This window comes from Methylophilus sp. 3sh_L (genome assembly GCF_046766015.1).
In the GTDB taxonomy this organism is placed as follows: Bacteria; Pseudomonadota; Gammaproteobacteria; order Burkholderiales; family Methylophilaceae; genus Methylophilus.
This window is the reverse complement of the sequence record NZ_JBKOUF010000008.1, coordinates 41,076-67,363: the sequence shown is the minus strand read 5'-3', so window position 1 is coordinate 67,363 and position 26,288 is coordinate 41,076. Positions and strand designations below refer to the sequence as shown.

At 53.9% G+C, this 26,288-nt stretch carries 26 protein-coding genes; 12 read left to right on the top strand and 14 right to left on the bottom strand.

From position 1 onward, the window contains the following. Nucleotides 1–2: 2 nt before the first annotated feature. The 12 genes from ACIDF8_RS13375 to ACIDF8_RS13320 all read left to right on the top strand — a co-directional run bounded on the left by ACIDF8_RS13375 (nt 3) and on the right by ACIDF8_RS13320 (nt 10,622). Nucleotides 3–470, top strand: coding sequence for a DUF1348 family protein (locus ACIDF8_RS13375; protein ID WP_412011111.1), 468 nt, complete (start codon nt 3–5; stop codon nt 468–470). A gap of 8 nt (nt 471–478) precedes the next feature. After that, nucleotides 479–1,408 carry an AEC family transporter gene (locus ACIDF8_RS13370; RefSeq protein ID WP_412011110.1) on the top strand — a complete coding sequence of 310 codons (930 nt, stop codon included), beginning with the start codon at nt 479–481 and terminating at the stop codon, nt 1,406–1,408. 175 nt (nt 1,409–1,583) lie between these two features. Continuing rightward, complete coding sequence (gene cfa, locus ACIDF8_RS13365) at nt 1,584–2,756, top strand: cyclopropane fatty acyl phospholipid synthase (RefSeq protein ID WP_412011109.1); 1,173 nt, start codon at nt 1,584–1,586, stop codon at nt 2,754–2,756. A 295-nt stretch (nt 2,757–3,051) separates the two neighbouring features. Continuing rightward, nucleotides 3,052–4,620 carry an amino-acid N-acetyltransferase gene (gene argA, locus ACIDF8_RS13360; protein WP_412011108.1) on the top strand — a complete coding sequence of 523 codons (1,569 nt, stop codon included), beginning with the start codon at nt 3,052–3,054 and terminating at the stop codon, nt 4,618–4,620. Between the two features lie 171 nt (nt 4,621–4,791). Further along, complete coding sequence (locus ACIDF8_RS13355; protein ID WP_412011107.1) at nt 4,792–5,628, top strand: Tim44 domain-containing protein; 837 nt, start codon at nt 4,792–4,794, stop codon at nt 5,626–5,628. Between the two features lie 135 nt (nt 5,629–5,763). Further along, the gene (gene argB / locus ACIDF8_RS13350; protein ID WP_379073761.1) at nt 5,764–6,645 is read left to right on the top strand and encodes an acetylglutamate kinase; all 882 of its coding nucleotides are present in this window, start codon (nt 5,764–5,766) and stop codon (nt 6,643–6,645) included. A 31-nt stretch (nt 6,646–6,676) separates the two neighbouring features. Beyond that, nucleotides 6,677–7,294 (top strand): glutathione S-transferase family protein, encoded by a 618-nt coding sequence (locus ACIDF8_RS13345; RefSeq protein ID WP_412011106.1) that lies wholly within the window; start codon nt 6,677–6,679, stop codon nt 7,292–7,294. A 15-nt stretch (nt 7,295–7,309) separates the two neighbouring features. Continuing rightward, entirely contained in the window at nt 7,310–7,975 is a 666-nt protein-coding gene (locus ACIDF8_RS13340) for a pyrimidine 5'-nucleotidase (RefSeq protein ID WP_412011105.1), read from the top strand. Between the two features lie 58 nt (nt 7,976–8,033). Beyond that, on the top strand, nt 8,034–8,627 hold the full coding sequence (gene slmA, locus ACIDF8_RS13335) for a nucleoid occlusion factor SlmA (RefSeq protein ID WP_412011104.1): 594 nt from the start codon (nt 8,034–8,036) through the stop codon (nt 8,625–8,627). Nucleotides 8,628–8,649: 22 nt separating this feature from the next. Next, complete coding sequence (locus ACIDF8_RS13330; RefSeq protein WP_412011103.1) at nt 8,650–8,874, top strand: DUF2788 domain-containing protein; 225 nt, start codon at nt 8,650–8,652, stop codon at nt 8,872–8,874. 91 nt (nt 8,875–8,965) lie between these two features. After that, the gene (locus ACIDF8_RS13325; RefSeq protein ID WP_412011102.1) at nt 8,966–9,613 is read left to right on the top strand and encodes an SGNH/GDSL hydrolase family protein; all 648 of its coding nucleotides are present in this window, start codon (nt 8,966–8,968) and stop codon (nt 9,611–9,613) included. 67 nt (nt 9,614–9,680) lie between these two features. Further along, nucleotides 9,681–10,622: a GGDEF domain-containing protein gene (locus ACIDF8_RS13320; protein WP_412011101.1), complete on the top strand. Its 942-nt coding sequence runs from the start codon at nt 9,681–9,683 to the stop codon at nt 10,620–10,622. Between the two features lie 33 nt (nt 10,623–10,655). On the opposite strand, the gene ACIDF8_RS13315 is transcribed toward ACIDF8_RS13320, so the two are convergent. The 14 genes from ACIDF8_RS13315 to murD form a co-directional block, all read right to left on the bottom strand. Continuing rightward, on the bottom strand, nt 10,656–11,873 hold the full coding sequence (locus ACIDF8_RS13315) for a multifunctional CCA addition/repair protein (protein WP_412011100.1): 1,218 nt from the start codon (nt 11,871–11,873) through the stop codon (nt 10,656–10,658). A gap of 21 nt (nt 11,874–11,894) precedes the next feature. Beyond that, nucleotides 11,895–12,854 carry a complex I NDUFA9 subunit family protein gene (locus ACIDF8_RS13310; protein WP_412011099.1) on the bottom strand — a complete coding sequence of 320 codons (960 nt, stop codon included), beginning with the start codon at nt 12,852–12,854 and terminating at the stop codon, nt 11,895–11,897. Between the two features lie 70 nt (nt 12,855–12,924). After that, nucleotides 12,925–14,904: a transglycosylase SLT domain-containing protein gene (locus ACIDF8_RS13305; RefSeq protein WP_412011098.1), complete on the bottom strand. Its 1,980-nt coding sequence runs from the start codon at nt 14,902–14,904 to the stop codon at nt 12,925–12,927. Between the two features lie 32 nt (nt 14,905–14,936). Next, nucleotides 14,937–15,119, bottom strand: coding sequence for a hypothetical protein (locus tag ACIDF8_RS13300; RefSeq protein WP_412011097.1), 183 nt, complete (start codon nt 15,117–15,119; stop codon nt 14,937–14,939). 21 nt (nt 15,120–15,140) lie between these two features. Next, nucleotides 15,141–16,076: a UDP-3-O-acyl-N-acetylglucosamine deacetylase gene (gene lpxC / locus ACIDF8_RS13295; protein WP_412011096.1), complete on the bottom strand. Its 936-nt coding sequence runs from the start codon at nt 16,074–16,076 to the stop codon at nt 15,141–15,143. 107 nt (nt 16,077–16,183) lie between these two features. Beyond that, the gene (ftsZ, locus tag ACIDF8_RS13290; RefSeq protein ID WP_412011095.1) at nt 16,184–17,344 is read right to left on the bottom strand and encodes a cell division protein FtsZ; all 1,161 of its coding nucleotides are present in this window, start codon (nt 17,342–17,344) and stop codon (nt 16,184–16,186) included. Nucleotides 17,345–17,430: 86 nt separating this feature from the next. Then, nucleotides 17,431–18,669 carry a cell division protein FtsA gene (ftsA, locus tag ACIDF8_RS13285; RefSeq protein ID WP_412011094.1) on the bottom strand — a complete coding sequence of 413 codons (1,239 nt, stop codon included), beginning with the start codon at nt 18,667–18,669 and terminating at the stop codon, nt 17,431–17,433. Between the two features lie 36 nt (nt 18,670–18,705). Next, complete coding sequence (locus tag ACIDF8_RS13280; protein ID WP_412011093.1) at nt 18,706–19,410, bottom strand: cell division protein FtsQ/DivIB; 705 nt, start codon at nt 19,408–19,410, stop codon at nt 18,706–18,708. Between the two features lie 17 nt (nt 19,411–19,427). Then, nucleotides 19,428–20,348: a D-alanine--D-alanine ligase gene (locus ACIDF8_RS13275; protein WP_412011092.1), complete on the bottom strand. Its 921-nt coding sequence runs from the start codon at nt 20,346–20,348 to the stop codon at nt 19,428–19,430. Further along, nucleotides 20,345–21,250 (bottom strand): UDP-N-acetylmuramate dehydrogenase, encoded by a 906-nt coding sequence (murB, locus tag ACIDF8_RS13270; protein WP_412011091.1) that lies wholly within the window; start codon nt 21,248–21,250, stop codon nt 20,345–20,347. Before murB ends, ACIDF8_RS13275 begins: the two co-directional genes overlap by 4 nt. Next, nucleotides 21,247–22,656 (bottom strand): UDP-N-acetylmuramate--L-alanine ligase, encoded by a 1,410-nt coding sequence (gene murC, locus ACIDF8_RS13265; protein ID WP_412011090.1) that lies wholly within the window; start codon nt 22,654–22,656, stop codon nt 21,247–21,249. The genes murB and murC overlap by 4 nt, the downstream gene beginning before the upstream one ends. A gap of 7 nt (nt 22,657–22,663) precedes the next feature. Next, complete coding sequence (gene murG / locus ACIDF8_RS13260; RefSeq protein WP_412011089.1) at nt 22,664–23,746, bottom strand: undecaprenyldiphospho-muramoylpentapeptide beta-N-acetylglucosaminyltransferase; 1,083 nt, start codon at nt 23,744–23,746, stop codon at nt 22,664–22,666. Then, the gene (ftsW, locus tag ACIDF8_RS13255) at nt 23,743–24,909 is read right to left on the bottom strand and encodes a putative lipid II flippase FtsW (RefSeq protein ID WP_412011088.1); all 1,167 of its coding nucleotides are present in this window, start codon (nt 24,907–24,909) and stop codon (nt 23,743–23,745) included. The genes murG and ftsW overlap by 4 nt, the downstream gene beginning before the upstream one ends. Continuing rightward, nucleotides 24,894–26,264: a UDP-N-acetylmuramoyl-L-alanine--D-glutamate ligase gene (gene murD, locus ACIDF8_RS13250; protein WP_412011087.1), complete on the bottom strand. Its 1,371-nt coding sequence runs from the start codon at nt 26,262–26,264 to the stop codon at nt 24,894–24,896. The genes ftsW and murD overlap by 16 nt, the downstream gene beginning before the upstream one ends. Between the last annotated feature and the right edge of the window lie 24 nt (nt 26,265–26,288).

Genomic DNA, 26,288 nt, shown 5'->3' with positions numbered 1-26,288 from the left:
TTATGGAAACCCGCCCACCGTTACCGCCCTTTACCCTGGAAACAGCCATACAAAAAGTACGCATGGCCGAAGATGCCTGGAACAGCCGCGACCCGGATCGCGTGATCCAGGTCTACACAGAAGATACGGTTTGGCGTAACCGTGCCGAGTTTCCGGTGGGGCGTACAGAGGTACATCAGTTTTTAACCCGCAAATGGGCGCGCGAGCTGGATTACCGTTTAATCAAGGAAATCTGGGCGTTTCTGGATAACAAGATTGCCGTGCGTTTTGCTTATGAGTGGCATGACGACGCGGGCAATTGGTATCGCAGCTACGGCAATGAAAACTGGCTGTTTAACGAAGCCGGGCTGATGATGCAGCGCCACGCCAGCATTAATGACCTGCCGATTAAAGAAGCAGAGCGCAAGTTTTTCTGGCCCTTGGGTAGACGCCCGGATGACCATCCGGGGCTGACCGCGCTCGGTTTATAAGGCGAAAGATGCTGCAAGTCATGCTGCAAATGGCCCTGCTGATTCTAGCGGGCATGCTTTGGCAACGCTGGGCGCCTTCCCATATCACGGCCCTGTCACATCGCCGTGCGCTGACCGACTTGGTGTTTTATATTCTGCTGCCAGCGCTAGTACTCAATATTTTATGGCAGGCGCCGTTCGATTTGAGTGCAGTCAAAATTGCGCTGACGGCGGTGTGCCGCCTGATCGTGGCAGCTTCTTGCATGTGGCTGGTGCTGCAATTATTGCAACGTCTGATGACCGTGACCCGTGCCCAGCAAGGTGCACTGATGCTGGCGGCGACCTTCCCGAACGCGACCTACCTTGGCCTACCGGTGACCAGCGAGGTATTGGGCGACTGGACGCATGAGATCGTACTCAAGTTTGACCTGTTTGCCTGCACGCCTATCCTATTGAGTCTGGGCATGCTGATGGCGCAACAGTTCGGTCATGCCGAGCAACGCTCACACCCGCTCAAAGAGCTGATGCGCGTACCACCACTCTGGGCCTTGTTTTTGGCAGCTATTCTCAACCTATGCCAGATCCCGCAACCAGTCATGGTTGCCCATGCCTTGCATACCCTAGCGGGGGGCGTGGTGCCGCTGATGCTAATTGCATTGGGCATGAGTATCCGCTGGGATACCTTTAAACTCAAATTCATGCCCTTGTTGTTGCCGGTTTGCGCCATTGGCCTGTGCGTTGCACCACTGGTGACCTGGTGTTTTGCGCAATGGCTGGGCATTTCAGGGGATATCCTGACTGCGTGCATTTTGCTGGCCGCCATGCCCACCATGGTGTTTGGGATTATTATCTGCGAGCGCTATCGGCTGGATGGCGCACTCTATGCCGCGGCGGTGTTTTTGAGCACTCTGCTGAGTATCGCGAGCCTGTCAGTCTGGTTCTCGTGGCTGCATCCTTAAGTCTCCCCTCTTCAACCCCTTTGCTTTACAAATATAAAGCTGCCGGCGGCGATTGAATCTTTCTTGCCGGGAATGTCATACGTCATATGACGAGTTGTATGCAAGCGCAACTGTTTTTATGATGCATACATCATCGTTGCCTCTGTGAAGTGTTATTAGGGATTATCAAACGATCATGCCGAAAACCACCACCAATCACTACGTTTCCGCGCAGCCGGCGCCGCCGGATACACTCGCCAGCTTGCTGGCGGCGGCAGGCATTACCATCAATGGCAACGCCCCCTGGGATATCCAGGTCTATGAAGAGAGTGTTTACCGTGATGTGTTGACCAAAGGGTCACTCGGACTTGGCCAGGCATTCATTGAGGGCCGCTGGGGCTGCAACCGGCTGGATGAGTTTTTCCACCGTGTGATGCGCGCTGACCTGGATGAAAAAATGGGCGGCACCGCCAAGCTGAAATTGCTGGGTGAAATCATCCGCCATACCTTGTTTAACCTGCAAGCACCGCACCGCGCTTATCAGGTGGCACAACAACACTACGATATCGGCAATGATGTGTTTGAAGCCATGCTGGACTCGAGCATGAGCTACTCCTGCGGTTACTGGCAGCACGCGCACAGTTTGGAAGAAGCGCAGTTTAACAAGCTGGATATGATTTGCCAGAAACTGGATTTGCAGCCCGGCGACCGTGTCCTGGAAATCGGCTGTGGCTGGGGTGGCCTGGCCAAACACATGGCGCAGCATTATGGGGCGCAAGTCATCGGCATTACGGTGTCCGTGGAACAGCAGGCACTGGCGAGGGAACGCTGCGCGGGCCTGCCGGTGGATATCCAGCTCAAAGACTACCGCGAGTTGCATGGCCAATTCGACAAGATTGTCTCGGTCGGCATGTTTGAGCATGTCGGCCAAAAGAACTACGAAACATATTTCGCCACCGCACAGCACTTGCTAAAGGATAACGGACTGTTTTTGTTGCATACCATAGGCAACCATAAAACCGCTTTGCATACCGATGCCTGGATAGACCGCTATATTTTCCCGAATGGCAAATTGCCCTCGGCCAGCGAAATCACGCAGGCGATAGAAGAAAAGTTTTTAATTGAAGACTGGCACAACTTCGGCCCGGATTATGACCGGACATTAATGGCCTGGTGGGACAAGTTCAACCGCGCCTGGCCTGAATTGCAGTTTAAGTACGATGAAAGTTTTTACCGGATGTGGAAATACTACCTGATGTGTTGTGCAGGGTATTTCCGCTCCCGGCAAGGGCAACTCTGGCAGCTGGTATTGAGCAAACGGCAGAGCAACCGGATGTACCGCTCAATCCGCCCGCAGCCAGTCAGTTGATGTTGACGTAGTCTCTCTGTGTTCTTGACCTTATATGACGGCCTTGGCCGTCATTTTTTTGTGTTGGTCACGCCTTAGAATACATAACCAAAAACTTTTTTCCGCCGATACACGCCGATGAACGCGGATAACTCCCACTCAATTTTATTGATTGTGACACCATGCATACTTCCCACCCTGTTATGTCATATCGGCGTTTATCTGCGTGTATCGGCGGAAAAATAAAATCTTAAATATTTGCAATAAAAACCATTTTTATTTAATATTTTGCAAAATAAACTTTAATTTAAGACAAATGCTTGGATCAAATATAAGAGATTTGCGCAAATCGCAAAATTTAACCTTACAGCAACTAGCTGCCCGCATGGGCACGGATGCCAGTAATTTGTCACGCATTGAACGCGGTGAAATAGGCATCTCCGAGACATTGCTACGGGCTGCTGCGCAAGCGCTGCATACCACGCCTGGCCGCCTTTATGATGCCAACCTGACGCCAATCTCGCTGACCAACACCCCGCCAGCCATCCTGTCGAGCGCCAACAGCAAAGAGTTTGTACACTGGTTCCGCTCTGCGGCACCTTATATACACGCCTTTGGCGGCAGCACCTTTGTGATTGCATTTGGGGGCGAAGTGGTCAGTGAGCAGCAGTTTGTGGCGCTTTCGCACGACCTCAACCTGCTGGCCAGCCTCGAAGTCAGGCTGGTGCTAGTCCATGGTGCACGGCCGCAAATCGAGCAACGCCTCAAGCGTGACCACCTCACGCCAAAACTGCACAACGGCTTGCGGATTACCGATGATGCCGCCATGGAGGCGGTGAAAGAAGCGAATGGGGCTATCCGGGTAGAGATTGAATCACTGTTATCCATGGGCATTGCCAACTCGCCGATGGCAGGGAGCGATATCCGTGTCGCCAGCGGTAATTTTGTCACTGCCAAACCCTTGGGTGTACGCGACGGTGTGGATCTGCAACATACAGGCGAAGTGCGCAAGATTGATGCGGTCGGCATCCAGAAACGGCTGGATGATGGCGAAATGGTGTTGCTGTCACCCATGGGTTACTCGCCCACCGGCGAGACCTTTAACCTGACCTTGGAAGATGTGGCAGTAAGCGCCGCCATTGCGCTGGATGCCGAAAAACTGATTTTCCTCATGGATTCAGAAGGCATCCAGAACCTGCGCGGTGAATTGTTGCGCGAAATGACCTCTGCCAAAGCACGCAATCTGTTGCGCAATGTGCAGGAAAGTGATGACCCGATTTTTTATTCAGAGGACGTCAATTATTACCTGCCCGCTGCCGTGCGTGCATGCGAGCATGGCGTGGCCAGAACCCACCTGATCTCGCGCCATATTGATGGCGCCATCATCCAGGAGCTGTTTACACGCCAGGGCATAGGCACCATGATTACCGAGCTGGCGCTGGAAACCATGCGCCAGGCGAATATCGAAGATGTCGGCGGTATTTTGCGCTTGATTGAACCCTTGGAAAACGAAGGCATCCTGGTGCGGCGTGGCCGCGAGCGCATAGAGATGGAAATCAACTATTTCTATGTGATGGAACACGATAACCGCATCATTGGTTGCGCAGCGTTATACCCGTTTGCAGAAGAGAAAATGGTAGAGTTCGCCTGCCTGGCTATAGACCCCGCATACCGCGGTGGCGGCCGTGGCGACAAGCTGTTCAACTATTGCCAGCAACAGGCCAGCCAGAAAGGCTTTAAACAGCTCTTCTGCCTGACGACGCGTACCGAGCACTGGTTTTTGGAGCGCGGCTTTAGTGAAGAAAGCGTGGAGCAACTGCCGCAAGAAAAACTCAAGCTTTACAACTTCCAGCGCAAATCCAAGGTGTTTGTGAAACCTTTGTAAGGCGGCAGCCAAAAGGCTGACCCTTTTATGGTCCTAAAAAACAAACAATGGCCTTAGCTTCTTGAAATGCAACCATTTCATGCCCACTTAAGTTACATTGGATATCCGATTGCCATGCAAGCGCTCTGGCAATCAAGCATTTATTTAAAACACAGAAACAAAAAGGAAAACATGAAACAGTTTTGGAAGCTATTGATGGTGTTGATGGTCTGCATGAGTTTATTGTCTGGCGTAGCCGAGGCCAAACGCTTTGGTGGCGGCAGCAGTTTTGGTAAAAATCGTCCTGCGCCCGCCAAACAAATGCAACGTGCGCCTGAAGCCGCGCCACAACCAGCCCCTGCGGCTGCACCACAGAACGGGATGAGTAAATGGATGGGGCCATTGGCCGGTCTTGCCATTGGTGCCGGCTTGGCAACCCTGTTTTCACACGGCGGATTGGGCGATTTTGCCAATAATTTCAGCACATTATTGATAGTGGTTGCAGGCTTTGCCTTGCTGATGTTTTTAGTGCGCCGCTTTCAAACTGCACAAGCCTCGCCGCCGCAATATGCAGGCGCAGGTGCCCCTTATGCACCAGCCGCCTTTCAATCTGGATCCGCATCCCAACCTAGTGCTGCCGCACCAACTTATGCAAACATTCCAGCTGACTTTCCGGTGGACAGTTTTTTACGTGGAGCCAAAGCTTCATTTATCCGCCTGCAAGCTGCCAACGACCGCAAAGACATCAACGACATTCGTGAATACACAACGCCTGAGGTCTATGCTGAAATCAGCCTGCAATTGCACGAGCGCGGCGATGCCCCACAAACTACCGAGGTATTAAACATTGAGGCTGCACTCGTTGAGGTCGTCACTGAAGGGGCTTATACCATTGCCAGTGTGCGTTACTCGGGTCAGCTGCGCGAAAACAATGGCGCCATTGAGACCATAGATGAAATCTGGCACTTGCAAAAAGCCCTACAGCCTAGCGATGCACCATGGTTGTTGGCAGGTATCCAGCAAGTTTAATTTGGATAATGCATCTCGCTTAAATCCCCTGCCCCCTCTAAATTCGCATGCTATGAAGCGCTGTTTTTTTAATCAGCGCTTCACATTTCTGCGGTAAAATTCACGCTGTTTTGAACTCAATACGGACCTCCAATGATGCAACATGCCACTGCCTCGCAAAAGGCAAAAACCCTGTCCGAAGCGCTGCCCTACATCAAACGCTTTTTTGATAAAACCATTGTGATCAAATATGGCGGCAACGCCATGACAGACGACCGCCTCAAAGAGTGTTTTGCGCAGGATGTGGTGCTGTTAAAGCTGGTGGGCATGAACCCGGTGGTGGTACATGGTGGTGGTCCGCAAATCAATGAAATGCTGGACAAGCTGGGCAAAAAAGGCGAATTCATTCAGGGCATGCGCGTCACCGATGAAGAAACCATGGACGTGGTGGAAATGGTGTTGGGTGGCCAGGTGAACAAGGAAATCGTGAACCTGATTAACCGTCACGGCGGTAAAGCGGTGGGCTTAACCGGCCAGGATGGTAATTTTATCCATGCGCACAAACTGCTGATGGAAGACCTCAAAGACCCGAGCAAAATGATTGATGTGGGCCAGGTCGGTGAGATTTCAGGCATAGACCCCAGCATCATCACCTTTCTGGATAGTGGCGATTTTATTCCGGTGGTTGCGCCGATTGGTGTTGGCAAGGATGGCGAAACCTACAACATCAATGCCGATGTTGTCGCCGGTAAACTGGCTGAAATCCTCAATGCAGAAAAACTTATTTTGTTGACCAACACGCCAGGCGTGCTGGATAAAAATGGCCAACTGCTGACTGGCCTGACACCCAAGCAAATTGACGACCTGGTGGAAGATGGCACGCTGAGCGGTGGTATGCTGCCAAAAATCGGCTCCGCGCTGGATGCGGCGCGCAGTGGTGTAAAGTCTGTACACATCATTGACGGGCGGGTCGAGCATGCCTTGCTGCTCGAAGTGTTGACCGACGAAGGTGTAGGCACCCTAATTAAGGCTAAATAATCCACCCGATACCTCTTGCAGTCCGTTCACCATGGCAGAAATTATTTTATATAGCAACAAACTGTCGCGTGGCCGTGCCGTCCATTGGTTGCTGGAGGAACTGGCGCTGGACTATGAAGTGGTGTGGCTGGATTTTGGCCAACCCATGAAACAAGCAGCGTACCTGGCGATCAATCCTATGGGCAAGGTGCCAGCGCTCAAGCATGGCCAGGCTGTGGTTACCGAGACCGCTGCCATTTTGACTTACCTGGCAGATACCTTTTCAGACCAAGGTTTGATTCCCGCCGCTGGCACGCCGGCAAGGGCCGCTTTTTACCGCTGGATGTTTTTTATTGCCGGTCCGCTGGAAGCAGCCACCACGGCAGAATTTCTAAACTGGCAAGCGCCCGAAAAAACACCGCTAGGCACGCCTTGCCAGGCTTTTTTGGGCTTTGGCTCACTCACACTGACGCTGGATACGCTGGAGTCGCACCTACGCCAGCAGGCTTATGTCTGCGGTGACCAGTTCACCGCTGCCGATGTTTACCTCGCGACCCACCTGGCATTTGGCCTGCGTTACACCAAAGCTTATCCGCCGCGGGCTGTTTTTGACGAATATCTAAACCGCTTGCTGCAACGTCCGGCCAAGTTGCGGGCTGATGTCCTTTAATCCGGCTGATCTGTGATGACGCGCAGGGTGTGGGTGTTTGATTTGGATGACACCCTGCACAACGCCTCTGCACATATCTTCCCGGTGATGAACCGCGCCATGACCCAATATATCCAAGACCATCTGCAATTGGATGAACCCGCGGCTTGCGCCTTGCGCCAACATTATTGGCAGGTTTATGGGGCGACACTGAAAGGATTGATGCGCCACCACGGGGTGAATCCGCACCACTTTCTCGCAGAAACGCATGCGTTTTTGACGGATGAGATGGTGCACACCACCAAACAACTCAGGCAATTATTGCAGCAGCTGCCGGGACGTAAATGCGTCTTCACCAACGCGCCGCGTCAATATGCGTTACGGGTCCTGCAAGTGCTGGGGATTGAAGATTGTTTTTCACTGGTATTTAGTGTGGAATCCAGCGGCTTTCACGCCAAGCCCAGTATGCGTGGATTCCAGTTATTGCTGCGCCAGCTCAAATGCCGCGCTGCAGATTGCACTTTGTTTGAGGACAGCCTGCCCGCCCTGATGACGGCCAAAAGGTTAGGCATGCGCACAGTGTGGATCAGCCGCAAATTACGCAAGCCGAACTTTGTGCAATATAGGTTATCGCATATGTTGGCACTTACTCACAGTAGCCTTAAAAAAGGGCCGGTTTACATTCCCGCCGCCAAGGAATAGGGTTAAAATACTGCGCAAAATAACAATTTCACGATCAGGCTAACTCTCACACATCATTATGGCTACCATCAATAAAGAAGCGCGCGCAAACCGCAAACAGCAAATTCTGGAAACCCTGGCTGGCATGCTGCAAACCCCGCGGGGCGAAAAGATCACCACCGCTGCCCTGGCGGCCAAACTCGATGTTTCCGAGGCAGCTTTGTACCGCCACTTTGCCAACAAAGCCAAAATGTTTGAGGGCTTGATTGAGTTTATCGAAGGCGCGCTGTTTGGCGTCATGAATAAAATCACCACCGACGAAACCGATGGCCTCAAGCAAGTTCAGCTCATGCTGCAAACCATGCTCAAATTTGCTGAACGCAATCCCGGCATGTCACGGGTGTTGATTGGGGACGCCCTCGTCAATGAAGATGACGCCTTGCAATTGCGCATCAACCAGTTACTGGACAGATTGGAGGCCAGCCTCAAGCAATCGTTACGCATTGCCGAAGCACAAGGCCACAAAATCAATGACGCCGGCACCGCGGCCAATACCATGATCAGCTTTGTGCTGGGCCGCTGGCACACTTTTGCCAAAAGCGGCTTCAAACGCAAACCCAGCGACAATCTTGAGCAACACCTGACCCAATTGATTACGGGTTGCCTGCAATAAGTTTCAATAGAAAGTATTAAGGATGGAAACCACTGTTTTTGGCATGAATGAGGCCCAACTCACCGAGTTTGGCATGTCCTGGGGCCTCGCTTTCCTCATGCTGTTTATTGTTTTTATTGTGGGCAACCTGGCATGGAAGTCCAAAGCCGGAAAAACCGGGACGTTTGCCTTGTTTTTGGCGCTGACGTTGGGACTAGTGGGTTTTCTGGCCAAATTTGCCATCCAGCATTTTCTAAATATCCATTAGCTGAATATCCAGCGCTTATTGCAGCCCCGCCCGCAATAAGCGACGTTTTAGCGGGAGGCGCCCCATGAGGTGAGGTGAGGTGAGGTGAAACATGCAGCAGATCCTGGTTTATTCAGACTCATTAAGCTGGGGCATCATCCCCAATACGCGCCAACGCTTGCCGTTTGATCAGCGTTGGCCTGGCGTCCTCGAGATCAGCCTGACACTCATGGGCCAGCATGTACGTGTGATTGAAGATTGTCTGAACGGTAGACGTACGGTGTTTGAAGACCCGTTCAAACCTGGCCGTAACGGCCAGCAAGGCTTGGCCCAGCGTATCGAAATCCATTCCCCGCTGGCACTGGTGATCTTGATGCTGGGGACCAATGATTTTCAATCTATGCACCCACACACCGCCTGGCACGCCGCGCAAGGCATCAGCAGCCTGGTGACAACGATACGGCAAGCACCCATAGAACCCGGTATGCCAGTCCCGCCGGTCATGATCGTGGCACCACCGCTGGTCAGGCAGCCGCAAGGACAGCTCGCGGAAAAATTCGCCGGTGCCTCGCAAAAGAGTCAGGGCTTGGCCCCAGCTTTTCGGGAAGTGAGCCAGGCCTTAGACTGCCTGTTTTTTGATGCAGGGGCTCTGGTCACCGCCAGTGATGTAGATGGTGTACACCTGGATGCACCACAACACCTGCAATTAGGCCAAGCATTGGCCCATGAAGTGAACGCTTTCCTAGTGAAACAAGCCTGAATTGGCTATTGCGATCAAAACCGCTGTCCGCTAGCCTTGATCAATTCGTCACACCTCTGTTATCGCCATGAATCACGCTCAGCCACCTCAAGATCAGGATACCTATAAAACCTTGTTGGAATCCACCAAAGCGATTCCATGGAAAATCGATTGGGCCTCCAAACGCTTCAGCTATATTGGCCCGCAAATCGAAGCCTTGCTCGGCTGGACACCGGACAGCTGGCAATCTGTAGAAGATTGGGTGGCTCGTATGCACGAGGAAGACCGGGAAAGGGTATTTAACTTCTGTGTCAGCCAATCCCTGCAAGGGCGCGATCACGAGGCAGACTACCGTGCGCTCACCGCCGATGGCGGCGTTGTCTGGATACGTGACGTCGTGCATGTGATCCGTGCTGCAAATGGCGAGCCAGAAGCGCTGATAGGCTTTATGTTTGACATCAGCGAACGCAAGCAGACAGAACAGCAATTACTGGACTTGCAAAAACAACTAGAAATGCTGTCTTATCAAGATGGACTGACAGGGGTGGCCAACCGCCGCAGGTTTGAGGAGGTGCTTGCGCGAGAGTGGCTGGAAGCCTGCCAACATCAGCAACCACTGGCCCTGATGATGATAGATATTGATTACTTCAAGCAATTTAATGACTTTCACGGCCATTTAAAAGGTGATGAGATTCTCAAGCAGGTAGCCAATACCTTAGCGCGTGCGGGTACCCGCGCCAAAGACTTCTTTGCCAGGTTTGGCGGCGAAGAGTTTGCCTGGATTTTGCCAGACACCGACCTTGCAGCGGCGGGCAAGATTGCAGAGCGCTGCCGCAACCTGATCTTTAAGGCACAAATTCCGCACCCGGATTCAGCCATTAGCCAGTTACTCACCATCAGTGTCGGGGTGGGCAGTATGATTCCGACCACAGCGGACGAGTTGAAAGATTTTGTAGCGGACGTTGACCGTTTGATGTATCTCGCCAAACATCAAGGCAGGGGCAGGATTATCTTACAGACCTCTGCTTAAGTGCATTGCAAGCAGGCACGGTCATTGTGAGGGTTAATGCAGCTGCATGGCCTGGCGGATGGCTGCAGTTCTGGCGTCAGCCACCGCTTGCTTGATCTGCGCCGGTGACTGGCATTGTTGAGCAATCGCACCAGCGTCCACGGTGAGAGCGGCTTGCAGTGCAGACATCAAGTGCTCGGCATCCTCCAGGGGACACTGTTCCAGCCCAAGGCGGCCGCGGCTGTCGCATTCGCAGGCCTTGAGAAAATCCTCAAAACGGCTACGTTGCCTGAACGCGTCCAGCTCCTCTAAAAAATGCAATAACGTGGCCGCTTTCATTTGCCGCGCCGCATGTAATTTGCCATGGTACTTCGCCACCACGAGGGCGAGGTCCTTGCAGTCGTTGGGCACTTTCAGGCGGGCCACCACATCGCGAATCAAGTCCACACTGCGCAACTCATGGCCAATATGGCGCGGCAACACCTCAGCCGGTGTCGTGCCTTTGCCAAGGTCATGCGTCAAGGCAGCAAAACGCACCGGCAAGCTAAACTGTTGGCTGGCGGCATAGTCAATCACCATCATGACATGGACACCGGTATCCACTTCCGGGTGATAGGTGGCGGTTTGCGGCACCCCCCACAAACGATCCAGTTCAGGGAAAATGATTTTCAACGCACCGCATGCGCGCAGCATCTCAAACATCCGGCTAGGCTTGGACTCGAGCAGACCTTTGGCAATTTCTTGCCAGACACGTTCAGGCACCAGGGCATCGACCTCTCCGGCAGCGACCATCTCGCACATCAATGCCATGGTTTCAGGGGCGACACTAAAATCGGTAAATCTGGCCAGAAAGCGGGCAGCACGCAGGATTCTGACCGGGTCTTCACTGAATGCAGCGGTCACATGTCGCAGCAGTCTTTTTTCGATATCGGACTGGCCGCCAAAAGGATCAATCAGTTGACCATCTTCTGCCTGGGCAATGGCATTCATGGTGAAATCGCGCCTGGCCAAGTCCTCCTCCAGCGTCACCTCAGGTGAAGCGTGGACGCTAAACCCTTTGTAACCCTTGGCTGTTTTACGCTCGGTACGGGCCAGCGCATACTCTTGCTGGGTATGTGGATGTAAAAAGACAGGAAAATCTTTGCCCACCGTCCGGTAGCCCGCGGCCAGCATTTGCTCTGGAGTGGTCCCGACCACCACATAGTCACGGTCTTTGACGGGCAGGCCAAGCAAGGTATCCCGCACGGCGCCGCCCACTTGATAAATCTGCATAACAGGCGACCCTGTAAGCGATTAACGTCTGGCGTTAATCACACGCCCCGCCGCCGCACGGAACTGGTCATACGCTCCGCGTGGGTTGTTTTTTACCAGGTATCCGGAAATCACGGCAAACATATCAGTCGGCACGACACATAACTCGTTGGCCATCGGTTGCTGGCACACGTTATCCACCTGCATGGATTTGACGTTATCGCGCGAAATCAGCTTGATGGGCAGCAGCTGCATAAAGCTGCCTTGTAATAGCGACATACGCAAGCTCAAGCCTAGGATGGGGCGCTGCACATGAATGGTTTTCATGACCGCCTCTATGATCTGTTGCAAGGTCATGATGGCCGGCCCACCCAACTCGTAGGTTTTACCATAGGTGGCAGGTTCGTCAACGGCATTCACCATGGCGGCGGCCACGTCTTCCACCCAGATTGGCTGGAACTTGGCGTTAGGCATGGCTAGCGCCAGCACAGGGATCCATTGGATCAGCTTGGCAAACAGGTTGATAAAGCGGTCACGCGTGCCAAAAATCACAGAAGGCCGGAAGATCGTCACATGCAGCTTTTTACTAAAGGCCATGACCGCACTGTCCCCGGCCGCTTTACTGCGCAAGTATTCGCTTGGTGCGGTGGCAGAGGCTTGCAATGCACTCATGTGCAGCAAGCGTGGAATTCCCAGTGCTTCGCACAGCTCGGAGACACGGCGGGGAAACTGGTGATGCATTTTCTCAAAAGCGTTATCACGGGTTTGATGCAGGACGCCGATCAAGTTGATCACCACATCACTGCCTTGCAGCTGAGCCTTGAGGGCAGCTTCATCATGGATATCGCATTCCACGACCTGCACTTGCGGTAGAAGGATCAAATGCTTGGCCTGCTCGCGACGACGCGTGATCACTTTGACGCGGTAACCGGCCTGATCTAGCCTGGCGACCACACTGCTACCAACAAAACCACTACCACCTAACACTGTGACTGTCTTCATTTGCTTGTCCTGATACGTCTTGCGTTAAATTATTCCGTGCTTGCCTGATATTGTACCCAAAAACGGTCTGTTACTCTTGCTCAGAAATCGTGATCGTCGTGGTGACCGTGTCAGCATCGGCCAGCGTGCGGGCAGGAATCGTGCCCAGGCGCTTTTTGAGCGTCAGCACAGGCAAACCTAACCGCGCCGCATACATGTGGGCGTTGGCCAGCACTTTTTTCACATAATTGCGTGTCTCGCTAAACGGGATAGTCTCGGCGTAAATGGCCCCTTCAAGCGGGGTATTAGCCGCCCAGCGCCGCGCCCGGCTGGGTCCGGCGTTATAGGCAGCCGTGGCCATCACTTCCTGGCCGTTGAATGTATCCAGCGTATAGCGCATGTAATAAGTGCCCAAGTTCACATTGGTTTCGATGTCATGCAGCATGCCGTCGTGGTAGCTGCTCAAGCCGAGCTTTTTGGCAATCCATTTAGCAGTCGTGGGCATCACCTGCATTAAGCCGCCAGCCCCCACTGAAGATTTGGCATAGTGCATAAAACGGCTTTCCTGCCGGATAATGCCGTACACCCAGGCCTCATCAATCTCCCGGCTTCGCGAGGCTTTTTGCAGGTAATCGCGGTAGGGCGTGGGATAGCGCAACTCAAAGTTATGTGTACGGCTGGTTTTGTCTGCCGCCAGCACGGCCAGGTCATACCAGCCTTTTAACATGGCATATTGTGCTGCGACAATACGGCCTGGGTCGTCGAGCGCCTCCAGCAAGTACATCCATTCCAGGCGTGCCTCATAACGTGCGTCAACATCAAACAACGCTTCCATGCGCTTGACTGGTGGCTGCCGCGCAAATTGCCGGACTTCGTCGTCAGCCGGTTGATAAGTGGCAGTCGGTTCGCCTAGCACCGGTCCCAAATCCTCCGCGGCCAGCCAGCCGTAAAAATGCCGCTCTTGCGAGAGCTTGGCCAACAAGGCATTGGCTTCTGCGGGCTGCCCTTTCACTAATAACGCCCGGGCTTTCCAATAACGCCAGGCGGGTTCTTCAGCCAAGGCCGCGGGCATCTCATTGATCACCTTGAGTAATTGCGTCCAGTCTTGCTGGCGCAGAGCCGCCCGCGCAAACCATTCCCATTGTTCGTTATTGAACACGGCGGCATTGACTTTACTAAAGCTTTGCAAGGCTTCTGGGGCATGTTTACGCGCCGCTTCCAGCGCGATATACGCCAGCACCAGTTGCTTTTCCTCGGCGTCCAGAAAACCGTTATATTTTTGATAACTGGCACGCGCCACCTCAATCTCGGCCTTGGCTTGACGGTGTATGGCATACATATATAACGCGCGGCCATAAGCACTACGGTCCTGGATGCTGCCTTTTTTTAGCGCCAACGCCGGGTTTTGCGTGACTTCGTCGAGCTGTTTAAACAGGGCTGCATCTGTTTTGCTGCTCCGTTTGGCCATCACTTTTGCCAGGCTGGCTTTATTGGCAAACAGCGCATCACGGTAAAGCGTCAGTAACAATTTCTCATCCAGTACGCCAACCTGCTGCAATGCTTCCAGCATGCCTTGGCAATCTGGCGGCAAGTCTTTGCCTGCCAGCAACAGTTTTTTGCCATCTTCATAAGCGTTGGGGTCATCCATGGCGATCCCCGCCTGCACCTGATAACACTGGTTACCCACATCATTCAGGCTGTAATACATGGGCATTTGCGCCCGCATCTCAACAAACTGGTCCCAGAACTGCAACCGGCCCAGTCGCTTCAACCATAATTCACGCACGCGTTGCGACAGCAGGGACTCATTGTTCTCTTGCAAAAAGGCTTGCACCTGGTAATAAGAAAGCTGATCCAGGGTGAGGATCATTTGCCAGTATTGCAAATAAGGTAGCAATGGCGAGCGCTTTTGCCTGAGGGTTTCGGTCGCTTCGCTTAACTGGTTAAGGTTTCTGGTTTGATAGGCCTGTTTAGCCTGTGCATAGACCTCAGCATCGCCCGCAAATACGGCGGTCGACAAGGCGAGCAAACAGGCAGCCAGTGCCACGAAAGAGAAAAGTCTAGTCTTCATGCATCAACGATCACGTGTGTCCGTGATCAACTTCAAATTCTGGCCAATCGACTGAGGAAAAAGAACAGCAGCAATAACAAAACCACCACAAAACCACCGCGCCAGACCGCTTTGAGCCAGCGCCAGTAGCGGGGCTGCCCGGTCTGCCAACCCAGCAAGCCCAAGATCAGGGTGCTTAACACCAGCACGCTAAACAGGATACGGATCCACCACATGGTTATTTGCCTGGACGCTGTTTACACCGGCAACAACGGTGCCGGATTGAAATAATCACGCTGTTTGACAAAACCGACTGGCGCATGGGCATCGTTATCAAACGTACAATACTCCCAGGCTGTTTCGTCAGCCAGCAAGGCGCGCAACAGTTGATTGTTCAAGGCATGCCCAGATTTGAATGCGGTAAACTGGCCGATAATCGGGTAGCCGAGAATATAGAGGTCGCCAATCGCATCGAGTACCTTGTGCTTAGCAAACTCGTCGTCGTAGCGTAAGCCACCGCCATTGAGGACTTTGTATTCATCGAGCACAATCGCGTTATCCAGGCTGCCGCCTTTAGCGAGGCCATTCGCACGCAGGTATTCGACCTCATGCATAAACCCGAAGGTGCGCGCACGGCTGATCTCGTCCACATAGCTCTGGCTGTCATAGTCTATGGTGACCGTTTTGCCAGAGTATTCAAATACGGGATGTGCAAAATCAATGGTAAATTCGGCTTTAAAGCCATGATGCGGTGTAAATTTTGCCCATTTATCACCTTCTTGTACTTCTACCGGCTTCAGGATACGCACAAACTTCTTCGGCGCCTCCAGTTCTTGCAATCCGGCAGTTTGCAAGAGATAGATAAACGGCCCCGAACTGCCATCCATGATGGGCACTTCGGCAGCCGTCAGCTCTATCAATACATTGTCTACCCCCAAACCGGCGAGGGCAGACATCAAATGCTCCACGGTAGCCACGCGCGCACCTGAAAACTCTAGGGCGGAGCTCAGGCGAGTGTCATTCACTGCTGTCGGGGCGACCCGCATGGCAGGCGCATCGGGCAAATCGATGCGCTGGAACACCACTCCATGATCAGCGGGCGCAGGTTTGAGCGTCAGCGTGACTTTTTCACCACTGTGCAGCCCAACGCCGGTGGCGCTGATCGTTTGTTTAAGCGTGCGTTGCTTTAACATGGTTTTCTCTACAATTAATGATTGGCGACATTATAAGCCAATCGCTGTACTCACTTATGATTCATCTGGCCTCACCTGTCATACATCCGGTGTAGCCAGGCTCATCATTAGTCTGCCTGCTTGCGCAAAAATGCTGGGATATCGTACTCTTCAATCCCGGAATTTTTCATCGCTTCTACCTGTGCACGACGGCTATTGCTGGTGAATACCGCTGGTTCGTCTTCTTCCACCGCATTGAAAATCGGCTGGTTAGTCGTGCCATCACGCAGAGTGGTCATCACCTTGAGCTCTGGTTTAGCCTGGCGTTTACCGACGGAACCATTCAAGCCGGTGGCCACCATGGTCACACGCAGGTTATCGCCCATGCTTTCATCCATCACGTTACCGACAATCACGGTTGCGTCTTCAGCAGTGAATTCTTTAATGGTGTTCATCACATCATAGTATTCACGCATCTTGAAGCTGCCGCTGGCACTGATGTTGACCAGTACGCCACGTGCATTGGCCAGATTTACGTCTTCCAGCAATGGGCTGGCGACCGCTTGTTCAGCCGCAATACGGGCACGGTTAGGACCGCTGGCTTCAGCAGAGCCCATCATCGCCATGCCCATTTCAGACATCACGGTACGTACGTCAGCAAAGTCGACGTTGACCAAGCCTGGGCAGTTAATGATTTCTGCAATGCCGGAAACCGCATTATGCAACACGTCGTTGGCAGCACGGTAAGCTTCCACCACGGTCACGTCTTCACCCAGCACGTCCATCAACTTCTCGTTAGGAATAACGATAAGAGAGTCTACATACTGTGAAAGTTCTTCCAGGCCTTCTTGCGCCACTTTGGCACGTTTACCTTCAAAGGCAAACGGCTTGGTCACCACGGCCACGGTCAGGATACCCATTTCACGCGCCACTTCTGCAATGATCGGTGCTGCCCCGGTACCGGTACCGCCACCCATGCCTGCAGTAATAAACAACATATCCGCACCGTCTATGGTTTCGGCGATGCTGTCACGGTCTTCCAAGGCTGCTTCGCGGCCGATTTCCGGTTTAGCACCGGCACCCAGGCCTTTGGTAATGTCAGAACCAATTTGCAACACGACTTTAGCATGGCTCTTTTTCAGCGCCTGCATGTCGGTGTTGGCGCAAATAAACTCCACGCCGGTCACGCTCTTGGTCATCATGTGCTCAACGGCGTTTCCACCGCAACCACCGACACCAATCACCTTGATTACGGCACCATCATTCTCTTTGTCAAAAATCTCAATCATACTCACCCTCCATTGCCTATTATTTGAGTGCTTGGTTTGCCCCGCACACTCGCCCTAAAACACATTTAAAAAACCACAAAAAAAACCTAAAAGTTGCCGGTAAACCAGCTCTTCATCCTTTCGAGCAACCTGCCAAACGAACCGGATTGCAGATCACCCACCATTTGTTTCTCCACCTGCTGCTTGGCCATCAGCAATAGGCCAATGCCAGTGGCATAACGCGGATTGCCCACCACTTCTGATAAGCCTTCCACATACCTCGGCACGCCCAGGCGCACCGGGGTATGGAAAATTTCTTCGCCCAACTCGACCATACCGCGCATCTGTGCTGCACCACCGGTGATGACGATGCCAGAAGCAATCATGGACTCCATGCCGCTGCGACGCAGTTCTTGCTGCACAAACTCATAAATCTCTTCGACGCGGTCTTCGATCACCTCGGTCAGGGCCTGGCAGGACAACTGACGCGGTTCACGGCCATCCACGGCTGGCACTTCTACCACTTCACGCGGGTCAGCCAACTGGCGCAAAGCGCAGCCGTGCTTGACCTTGATTTCTTCTGCAGACTGCGTTGGTGTACGCAAGGCCACTGCAATGTCATTGGTGATCTGGTCACCGGCAATCGGGATCACGGCGGTATGGCGGATCGCGCCATTCTTGAACACTGCCAGGTCTGTGGTGCCGCCACCGATATCCACCAGGCAGACACCCAGTTCCTTTTCATCATCCGTCAGCACCGACTCACTCGAAGCCAATGGCTGCAGAATCAGGTCACTGACTTCCAGCCCGCAGCGCTTGATACATTTGACGATGTTCTGCGCCGCGGCAATGGCACCGGTCACAATATGTACCCGCACTTCGAGGCGGATGCCACTCATGCCCAACGGTTCGCGCACATCTTCCTGACCGTCGATAATGAATTCCTGGGTCAGGATATGCAGAATCTGCTGGTCGGCCGGTAGCGCAATCGCACGCGCTGTTTCCACCACGCGGTCGATATCCATCTGCGAGACTTCGCTCTCCTTGATTTTCACCATGCCATGCGAGTTCAGGCTCTTGACGTGGCTGCCTGCAATGCCGGAATACACCGTATTGATTTTGCAATCCGCCATCAGCTCCACTTCTTCAATCGCGCGCTGAATCGCCTGCATGGTGGAGTCAATATTCACAACCACGCCTTTTTTCAAGCCACGGGAAGCATGCTGCCCAACCCCAATCACTTTCAGGGTGCCTTCCGGCAAGATTTCTGCCGCAATCGCAACAATCTTCGAGGTGCCGATATCCAGCCCCACGATCAAATTCTTATCTTCTCTGACTCTACTCATGTGTTTTCCTTGACCATCTTTCTGGCTGTCTGCCGCCTACGCCCCAGGCCGTGGCATGCGCAAGGCAAAGCCATTCGGGTAGCGCAAATCTGCATAACGCCAGTCGCTCTCTGCAATACTTGCTTGCTGACGGTAAGCCGTCACAAACTGTTGCAATCTTTGTTTCGCGGCTTCCCGCCCCAGCATCATCTGGCGGCCATCCGCTGTTTTAATTTCCCAAGCGCGCCGGGAGGACAGGCTCAGCTGCTGTATCTGTAGCGGCGTGCCTGCCAGCATCTGCGCAAAGCTAGCATAGCCTTGCGCGACTTCTTTCACTGCATCACCCGGCCCATAAAAGGTCGGCAATTGCTCATCCGAGGCGGCCTGGAACAGCTCGCCATGTTTGTTGACCAAGGCCACGCCGCCCCAGCGGCCCAGGGCCTGATGTTCCTCAATCTGCACCACAATGGTGTCTGGCCACTGGCGGCGGACCGCGACCTTGCGTGCCCAGGGTAACTTTTCAAAAGCGGTCCGCGTGCGTTGCAGGTCTAGCGTGTAAAAGTTGCCCTTGAGGTATTTGCGCACAATTAACTGAATCTGCTCATGATTGACATGATCCAGGTTACCCTCTACCTGCACTTGCTTGACCGGGAAGATGGGCAAATGCAACACCACGAACAACAAGGCGTATAACAGCATCACCACCACCAGCGAAAACAGCAGGTTGGCAATCCAGTTCAGCAATGTTGGTCTATCCCACATCCTCTTGGCCGTCCTCTTTAAACGTTACCCAGTGTTTGTTGCAAAATACGGATCACCAGGGCATCAAAATCCATGCCCGCCGCTTTGGCGGCCATCGGCACCAGGCTGTGATCGGTCATGCCAGGGCTGGTATTCACCTCCAGAAAATAATGTTTACCCGCCTCATCCATCAAAAAGTCCACCCGGCCCCAGCCTTTGCAGCCCAGTACCTTGAATGCCTGTACGGCTTCAGCCTGGATCTGTTGCTCCTGCACGGCAGACAGGCCGCATGGGCAGCGGTATTCAGTGTCATCACGCAAATACTTGGCTTCGTAATCGTAATATTCGTTTTTGGGCACAATGCGTACGATAGGTAGCGCAGTCTCGCCCAAGATGCCCACGGTATATTCGCCGCCACCGACAAACTGTTCGGCAATCACCAGCGGGTCTGATTGTTTGGCCAGTGCATAAGCAGGCGGTACATCGCTGGCCTGCTTGACCTTGCTGACCCCGATGCTGGAACCCTCATTGGCCGGTTTAATAAATAGCGGCAAACCGAGTGCCGTCACCACATTCTCCACATGGGTCGTGTCGTCCATGAGCACGTAGTTAGGGGTTGTCACGCCCGCGGCCGTCCACAGCAGCTTGGTGCGCCATTTATCCATGCCAAGTGCGGATGCCATGACACCACTACCGGTATAAGGGATGCCCATCAATTCGAGCGCACCCTGTATGGTGCCGTCTTCGCCATAGCGGCCATGCAAGGCAATAAAGGCACGGTCATACGCTTTGAGCGCAGACAAATCCTGTGTGGCCGGGTCAAAGGCATGCGCATCTACGCCTTGGCGCTGCAAGGCCGCCAGTACCGCAGAGCCGCTTTTGAGCGACACTTCACGCTCGCCAGAGCGACCACCAAACAACACCGCTACTTTGCCAAATTGAGACTGACTTGCACTCATGCTTGTAAAACACCTTCCCCAATGACTTTAACTTCCTGTACCAATGCCACGCCTTGTTTGGCGAGCACGGTGCTTTTCACCTGCTCGATCAAAGATTCAATATCCGCCGCGCTGGCATGCCCCAGATTCACAATAAAATTGGCATGCTTTTCCGACACCTGCGCACCACCAATGGTGAGCCCCTTCAAGCCCGAGGCTTCAATCAGGCGGGCGGCGAAATCGCCTTCAGGATTCCTGAAGGTAGAACCGGCGCTCGGCATATTCAGTGGCTGGCTGGCCAAGCGCTTTGCCAGCAACTGCTTAATCTGTTCGGCTGAAGCCTTGCCATCCCCCGCTGGCACGGCAAACCAGCCGCCTAAAAACCACTCATCTGCTGCTGGATGGGTCACATGTCGATAACTGGGCTGGTATTCTGCTTTCATGCGCGTTTGCACCAAGCCTGCACGGTTAATCGTTTTTACTTCATCCACCCACTGCCAGGTTTCGCCCCCATAACAACCGGCATTCATTGCCAGCGCGCCGCCTACGGTGCCAGGAATCCCTGCCATAAACTCGGCACCCGCGCGGTCCTGACTGGCAGCAAAGCGCGCCAACTTAGCGCAGGTCACGCCCGCATCGGCATAAATACGTTCACCCTGCACCTCCAGCGCTTGCAGCGCCTGGTGCATGACCACCACCGTCCCGCGCACGCCCCCATCGCGTACCAGCAGGTTGCTGCCCAAGCCAATAAAGGTCAGCGGTTCACTGGCCGATAACTGCTGCAAAAACTGTTGCAACGCTTGCACGCTGTCTGCCAGCACCAGCCGGTCTGCCGGACCGCCGACACGCCAGCTGGTATAGCGGGCCAAAGGCTCGTTTTTGAGCACTTGCAACCCCAAGGATTTCACACCGGCGGCACTCATACGCTGGCCAGCTCCCGTGTTTTGGCCGCTACGCTACCGATATTGCCAGCGCCCATCACCACCACCACATCGCCAGGCAGCACACTCTCAAGAATGGCTGCGGGCAGTTCTTCGGTAGTTTCGACAAAGCGAGGCTCCACCTTGCCGTTGACGCGGATGGCGCGGATCAGGCTGCGCGTATCTGCCGCCACAATCGGCGACTCACCCGCCGCATACACTTCGGTTAACAACAGCGCATCCACCGTCGACAGCACTTTTACAAAATCTTCAAAACAATCACGGGTACGCGTGTAGCGGTGCGGCTGGAAGGCAAGCACCAGGCGGCGGTCAGGAAAAGCGCCGCGCGCGGCGGCTATCACTGCCTGCATTTCAATCGGGTGATGTCCGTAGTCATCCACCAGCGTGAAGTGTCCACCGGGATGCCCGTCGTGCTTGATCGCGATTTCACCATAACGCTCAAAGCGGCGGCCCACCCCGCGGAACTCGGCCAACGCCTTGAGGATGGCAGCGTCCGGGACATTCAACTCAGTGGCAATCGCAATCGCCGCCAGTGCATTCAGCACATAATGGTGGCCTGGCAGATTCAAGGTCACCTCGTTACGTACGGTCACGCCGTTTTTACGCACCAGGGTGAAATGCATTTTGCCGTTGTCGGCAACGATGTTTTCTGCACGGATCGCGGCCTCTTCGTGCGTGCCATAGGTCGTCACCGGACGTGTCACGCGCGGCAGGATTTCACGCACATTGGCGTCATCGATACACAACACCGCCATGCCCCAGAAAGGGATCTGTTGCAAGAACTCAACGAAGGCCGTTTTGAGTTTGTCAAAACTGTGCTCATAGGTGTCCATGTGATCCTGGTCGATATTGGTCACCACGGCCATGATCGGGGTCAGGTGCAAGAACGACGCATCCGACTCATCGGCCTCCACCACGATCAACTCACCGGTGCCCAGACGGGCATTGGCGCTGGCGGCTTCGAGCTTGCCGCCAATCACAAAGGTCGGATCCATATCGGCCTCAGCCAAAATACTGGCAATCAGGCTGGTCGTCGTCGTTTTGCCATGCGTGCCTGCCACGGCGATGCCTTGCTTGAAGCGCATCAACTCTGCGAGCATGACCGCCCGTGGAATCACCGGCACTTTACGTGCTCGGGCAGCCATAATTTCCGGGTTTTCTTCATTGATCGCGCTGGAGACTACCACGACATCCGCATTGCCAAGATGCTCAGTGGCATGCCCTTGAAATACCGTGGCCCCAAAACCTTGCAAGCGCCTGGTGGTCGCATTGCTGGCCAAGTCCGAGCCGCTGACTTCAAAGCCTAGATTCAGCAACACTTCGGCAATGCCGCTCATGCCTGAGCCACCGATGCCGATAAAATGAATTTTTTTAACTTTATGTTTCATAATGCTTTCAGTGTGCTGTTGTTCCGGCCAATTGCTGGCAAACCGCAGCGACTTGGCCAGTCGCCTGTGGCCGGGCCAATGCGCGTGCTTTTTGTGCCATGTGCAGGCAAGTCGCTCTATCCAGGGTTTGCAATAACGCAGCCAGTTGCGCGATATCCAGGTCGCGCTGCTGAATCAGCTGCGCGGCACCTGCTTGTGCCAAATATGCCGCATTGGTGGTCTGGTGGTCATCGACCGCAAACGGGAATGGCACCAGGATGCTAGCCGCCCCTACATTGGCCAGTTCTGCGACTGTCAAGGCGCCGGCACGGCAAATCACCAGATCCGCCCAGGCATAGACTTCTGCCATGTCATGGATAAAAGCACGGCAATCTGCCGCTACCCCAGCTTCGGCATAGGCCTTTTTCAAAGCTTCAATCTGTTTTTCGCCAGACTGGTGAATAATCTGTGGCCGCGCATTGAGCGGCAACTGTGCAAAGGCTTTGGGCAACAAGGTGTTTAACGCCACCGCCCCCAAACTGCCGCCAACCACGAGCACACGTAACACGCCATGATGTTCAGCAAAGCGTTGCTCCGGCATGGGTAAACCACTAATGCCCTCGCGCACCGGATTACCAACCATTTCCCCTTTGGCCCCCAATGCATTTGGAAACCCGGTCAAAACGCGGTTTGCCAACTTGGCCAGGACTTTATTAGTCAGCCCAGCCACCGAGTTTTGCTCATGAATCACCAGCGGCACGCCAGCCAGCTTGGCCATGACGCCGCCTGGAAAAGCGGCAAAGCCGCCCATGCCCAGGACCACATGCGGTTGATACTGCTTGATCGCCGCCCCTGCCTGTGAAAATGCACGCGCCAGTTTGACTGGCAATGTCACCCAGCCCATGAGACCTTTACCGCGCACGCCTTGCATGGTCATCATGGCTTTTGCATAGGGCTTGTCGGCAATCAGCCGGTTTTCCATGCCGCCCTCGGTGGCTAGCCAGACGATTTTCCAACCCTGTGCATGCAAAGCATCAGCCACGGCAATGGCAGGATACACATGCCCGCCAGTGCCCCCGGCCATCACCATCAATGTGTATGGGCGGCTCATGTCTGCAACCCTTTTTGAAGCCGTCTATTTTCAAAATCAATGCGTAGCAACACTGACAAAGCGATGCAATTGGCCAAAATGCCGCTACCGCCATAAGACAACAATGGCAGCGTCAAGCCTTTGGTGGGGAGCAAGCCCATGTTCACACCCATATTGATAAAGCCCTGCACCCCCATCCAGACACCAATGCCTTGTGCCAGCAAAGCGGAGTAATAACGCTCATTGGCGACCGCTTCTTTGGCAATACTAAAGGCGCGGATTACCAGCCAGGCAAACAGCAATACCACGACAAGTACGCCCACATAGCCCAGCTCCTCGGCGACCACAGCCAGCAAAAAGTCGGTATGGGCTTCTGGCAGATAGAGCAGCTTTTCCACACTGCCGCCCAGGCCTACGCCCCAGAACTCGCCGCGCCCAAATGCGATCAAGGCATGTGACAGCTGGTAACCGGTATCAAACGGGTCATCAAAAGGATTCAAAAAGCCTTTCATACGCTCCAAACGGTAAGGCTCCATCACCACCAAGCCAATCACTGCCAGCGGTAAGGCACCAAGCATGGCCAGAAACACCTTGAGATTGACGCCACCCAGCCACATGATAGAAAACGCAATCGAGGCCGTGACCGCAAAGGCGCCAAAATCAGGCTCTTTCAACAACAGCACACCGACAAACACCATCACACCCAACATGGGTAAAAATCCTTTTTTAAAGCTATGCATGTTGCTGGCCTTACGCACGGCATAGTCCGATGCATACATGGCAATGAACAACTTCATCAATTCCGATGGCTGCAGATTCATAATCAACAGTGAAATCCAGCGGCGGCTGCCATTCACCACTTTGCCAATCCCAGGGATCAACACCAGGATCAACAGCACGATGCCGGCAATAAACAGGTAGGGCGACATCTTTTGCCACCAGGCCATAGGCACCTGAAACACCACAATGGCCGCAGTCAACCCGACCCCGATATACAAAGCCTGGCGCACCAGAAAATAAGTGCTGTTATGGCCAAACATCTTGCTTGAGTCGGCATAGGCAATCGAGGCGGAATACACCATGACCATGCCGAACGCCAGCAATGACAGCACGACCCACACCAGCGACTGATCGTAGTTAGGGGAGTTATAGCGCTCTCGCGACATCATCAGCGGCCCAAGCATGCGGCCTCCATGGCTTTGACCGCTTCCACAAATACCTGGGCGCGGTGCTCGTAGTTGCGGAACATATCAAAACTGGCGCAGGCGGGAGACAACAGCACAGCGTCGCCAGCTTCAGCCAGTGTTTTGGCAATATGCACTGCGGCGGTTAAATCCACCGCATCGACCACAGGCAGTTGCAAGTGCTGCAATACCTGTTGAATCTTGGGGCCGTCGCGGCCAATCAAAACCACGGCGCGGGCATGATGCAATACGGCATCACGCAAAGGAGTAAAGTCCTGGCCTTTGCCATCGCCACCAGCAATCAGCACCACTTTTTGTGGTTTGCCCTGTTTGAGCATGCCACTGATCGCGGCACAGGTCGCACCGACGTTCGTGCCTTTGGAGTCGTCATAAAAATCGATCTCCTCAATATTGGCAACCCACTCCACACGGTGCGGCAAGCCTGCAAAGGATTGCACTGTATGCAGGATAGAGACCTTGTCTATGCCGATGGCCTGTGTCAGCGCAATGGCCGCCAGTGCATTGGCAATATTATGTTTGCCACGGATCTGCAAGGTATCGGCTTCAATATAGTGCCGATTACCCGCACACAGCCAGCCCGCGTCATTCAGGCCATAATCATTGATACTGGGCGCCGGATTCACCCCAAATGACACCTGCGGCAAACTACCGGCCAGCGCCAGGCTGGCAGCATCATCGCGGTTCACCACGGCAATCTTGGCATGCTGGTAGATACGGGCCTTGGCCTGGGCATAATCCGCCATGCCGTCATACCTATCCATATGGTCCTCTGACAGATTCAGCACCGTGGCCACATCGACTTCCAGGCTGTGCGTTGTTTCCAGCTGGAAACTGGACAGCTCCAGCACATACACATCCGGCGCTGGCATTTGTAAAGTATCCAGCACCGGCAAACCGATATTGCCTGCCACGATGGTATTCAGGCCAGCCTGCTTGCAGATTTCACCCACCAGCGAGGTCACCGTGGTTTTGCCATTTGAACCGGTGATGGCAATCACCTTGGCATAAGGCGCACGGAACCGGGCAAACAGCTCGACATCGCCGACGATGGCCTTGCCCTGCGCCATCAAATCAGCTAACACGGGTTCTTTCAAACCCACACCTGGGCTGGCCACAATCAGGTCCATGCTAGACAACAAGCTGCTGTTAAATGGCCCCAGGTGGTACTCCACCTCAGGAAACTCTTCTTGCAGGCGATCCAGGCCAGACGGATGCAGGCGTGAGTCAAACATCACCACTTCTGCGTTCATGCCGCGCAGCCAGCGCAAGACCGAGAAACCGGTATCACCCAGTCCCAGCACAGCAATGCGTTGTTGTTCGAAGTGTTTTTTCATGTGTTTGCTTGACGATCCCTAATT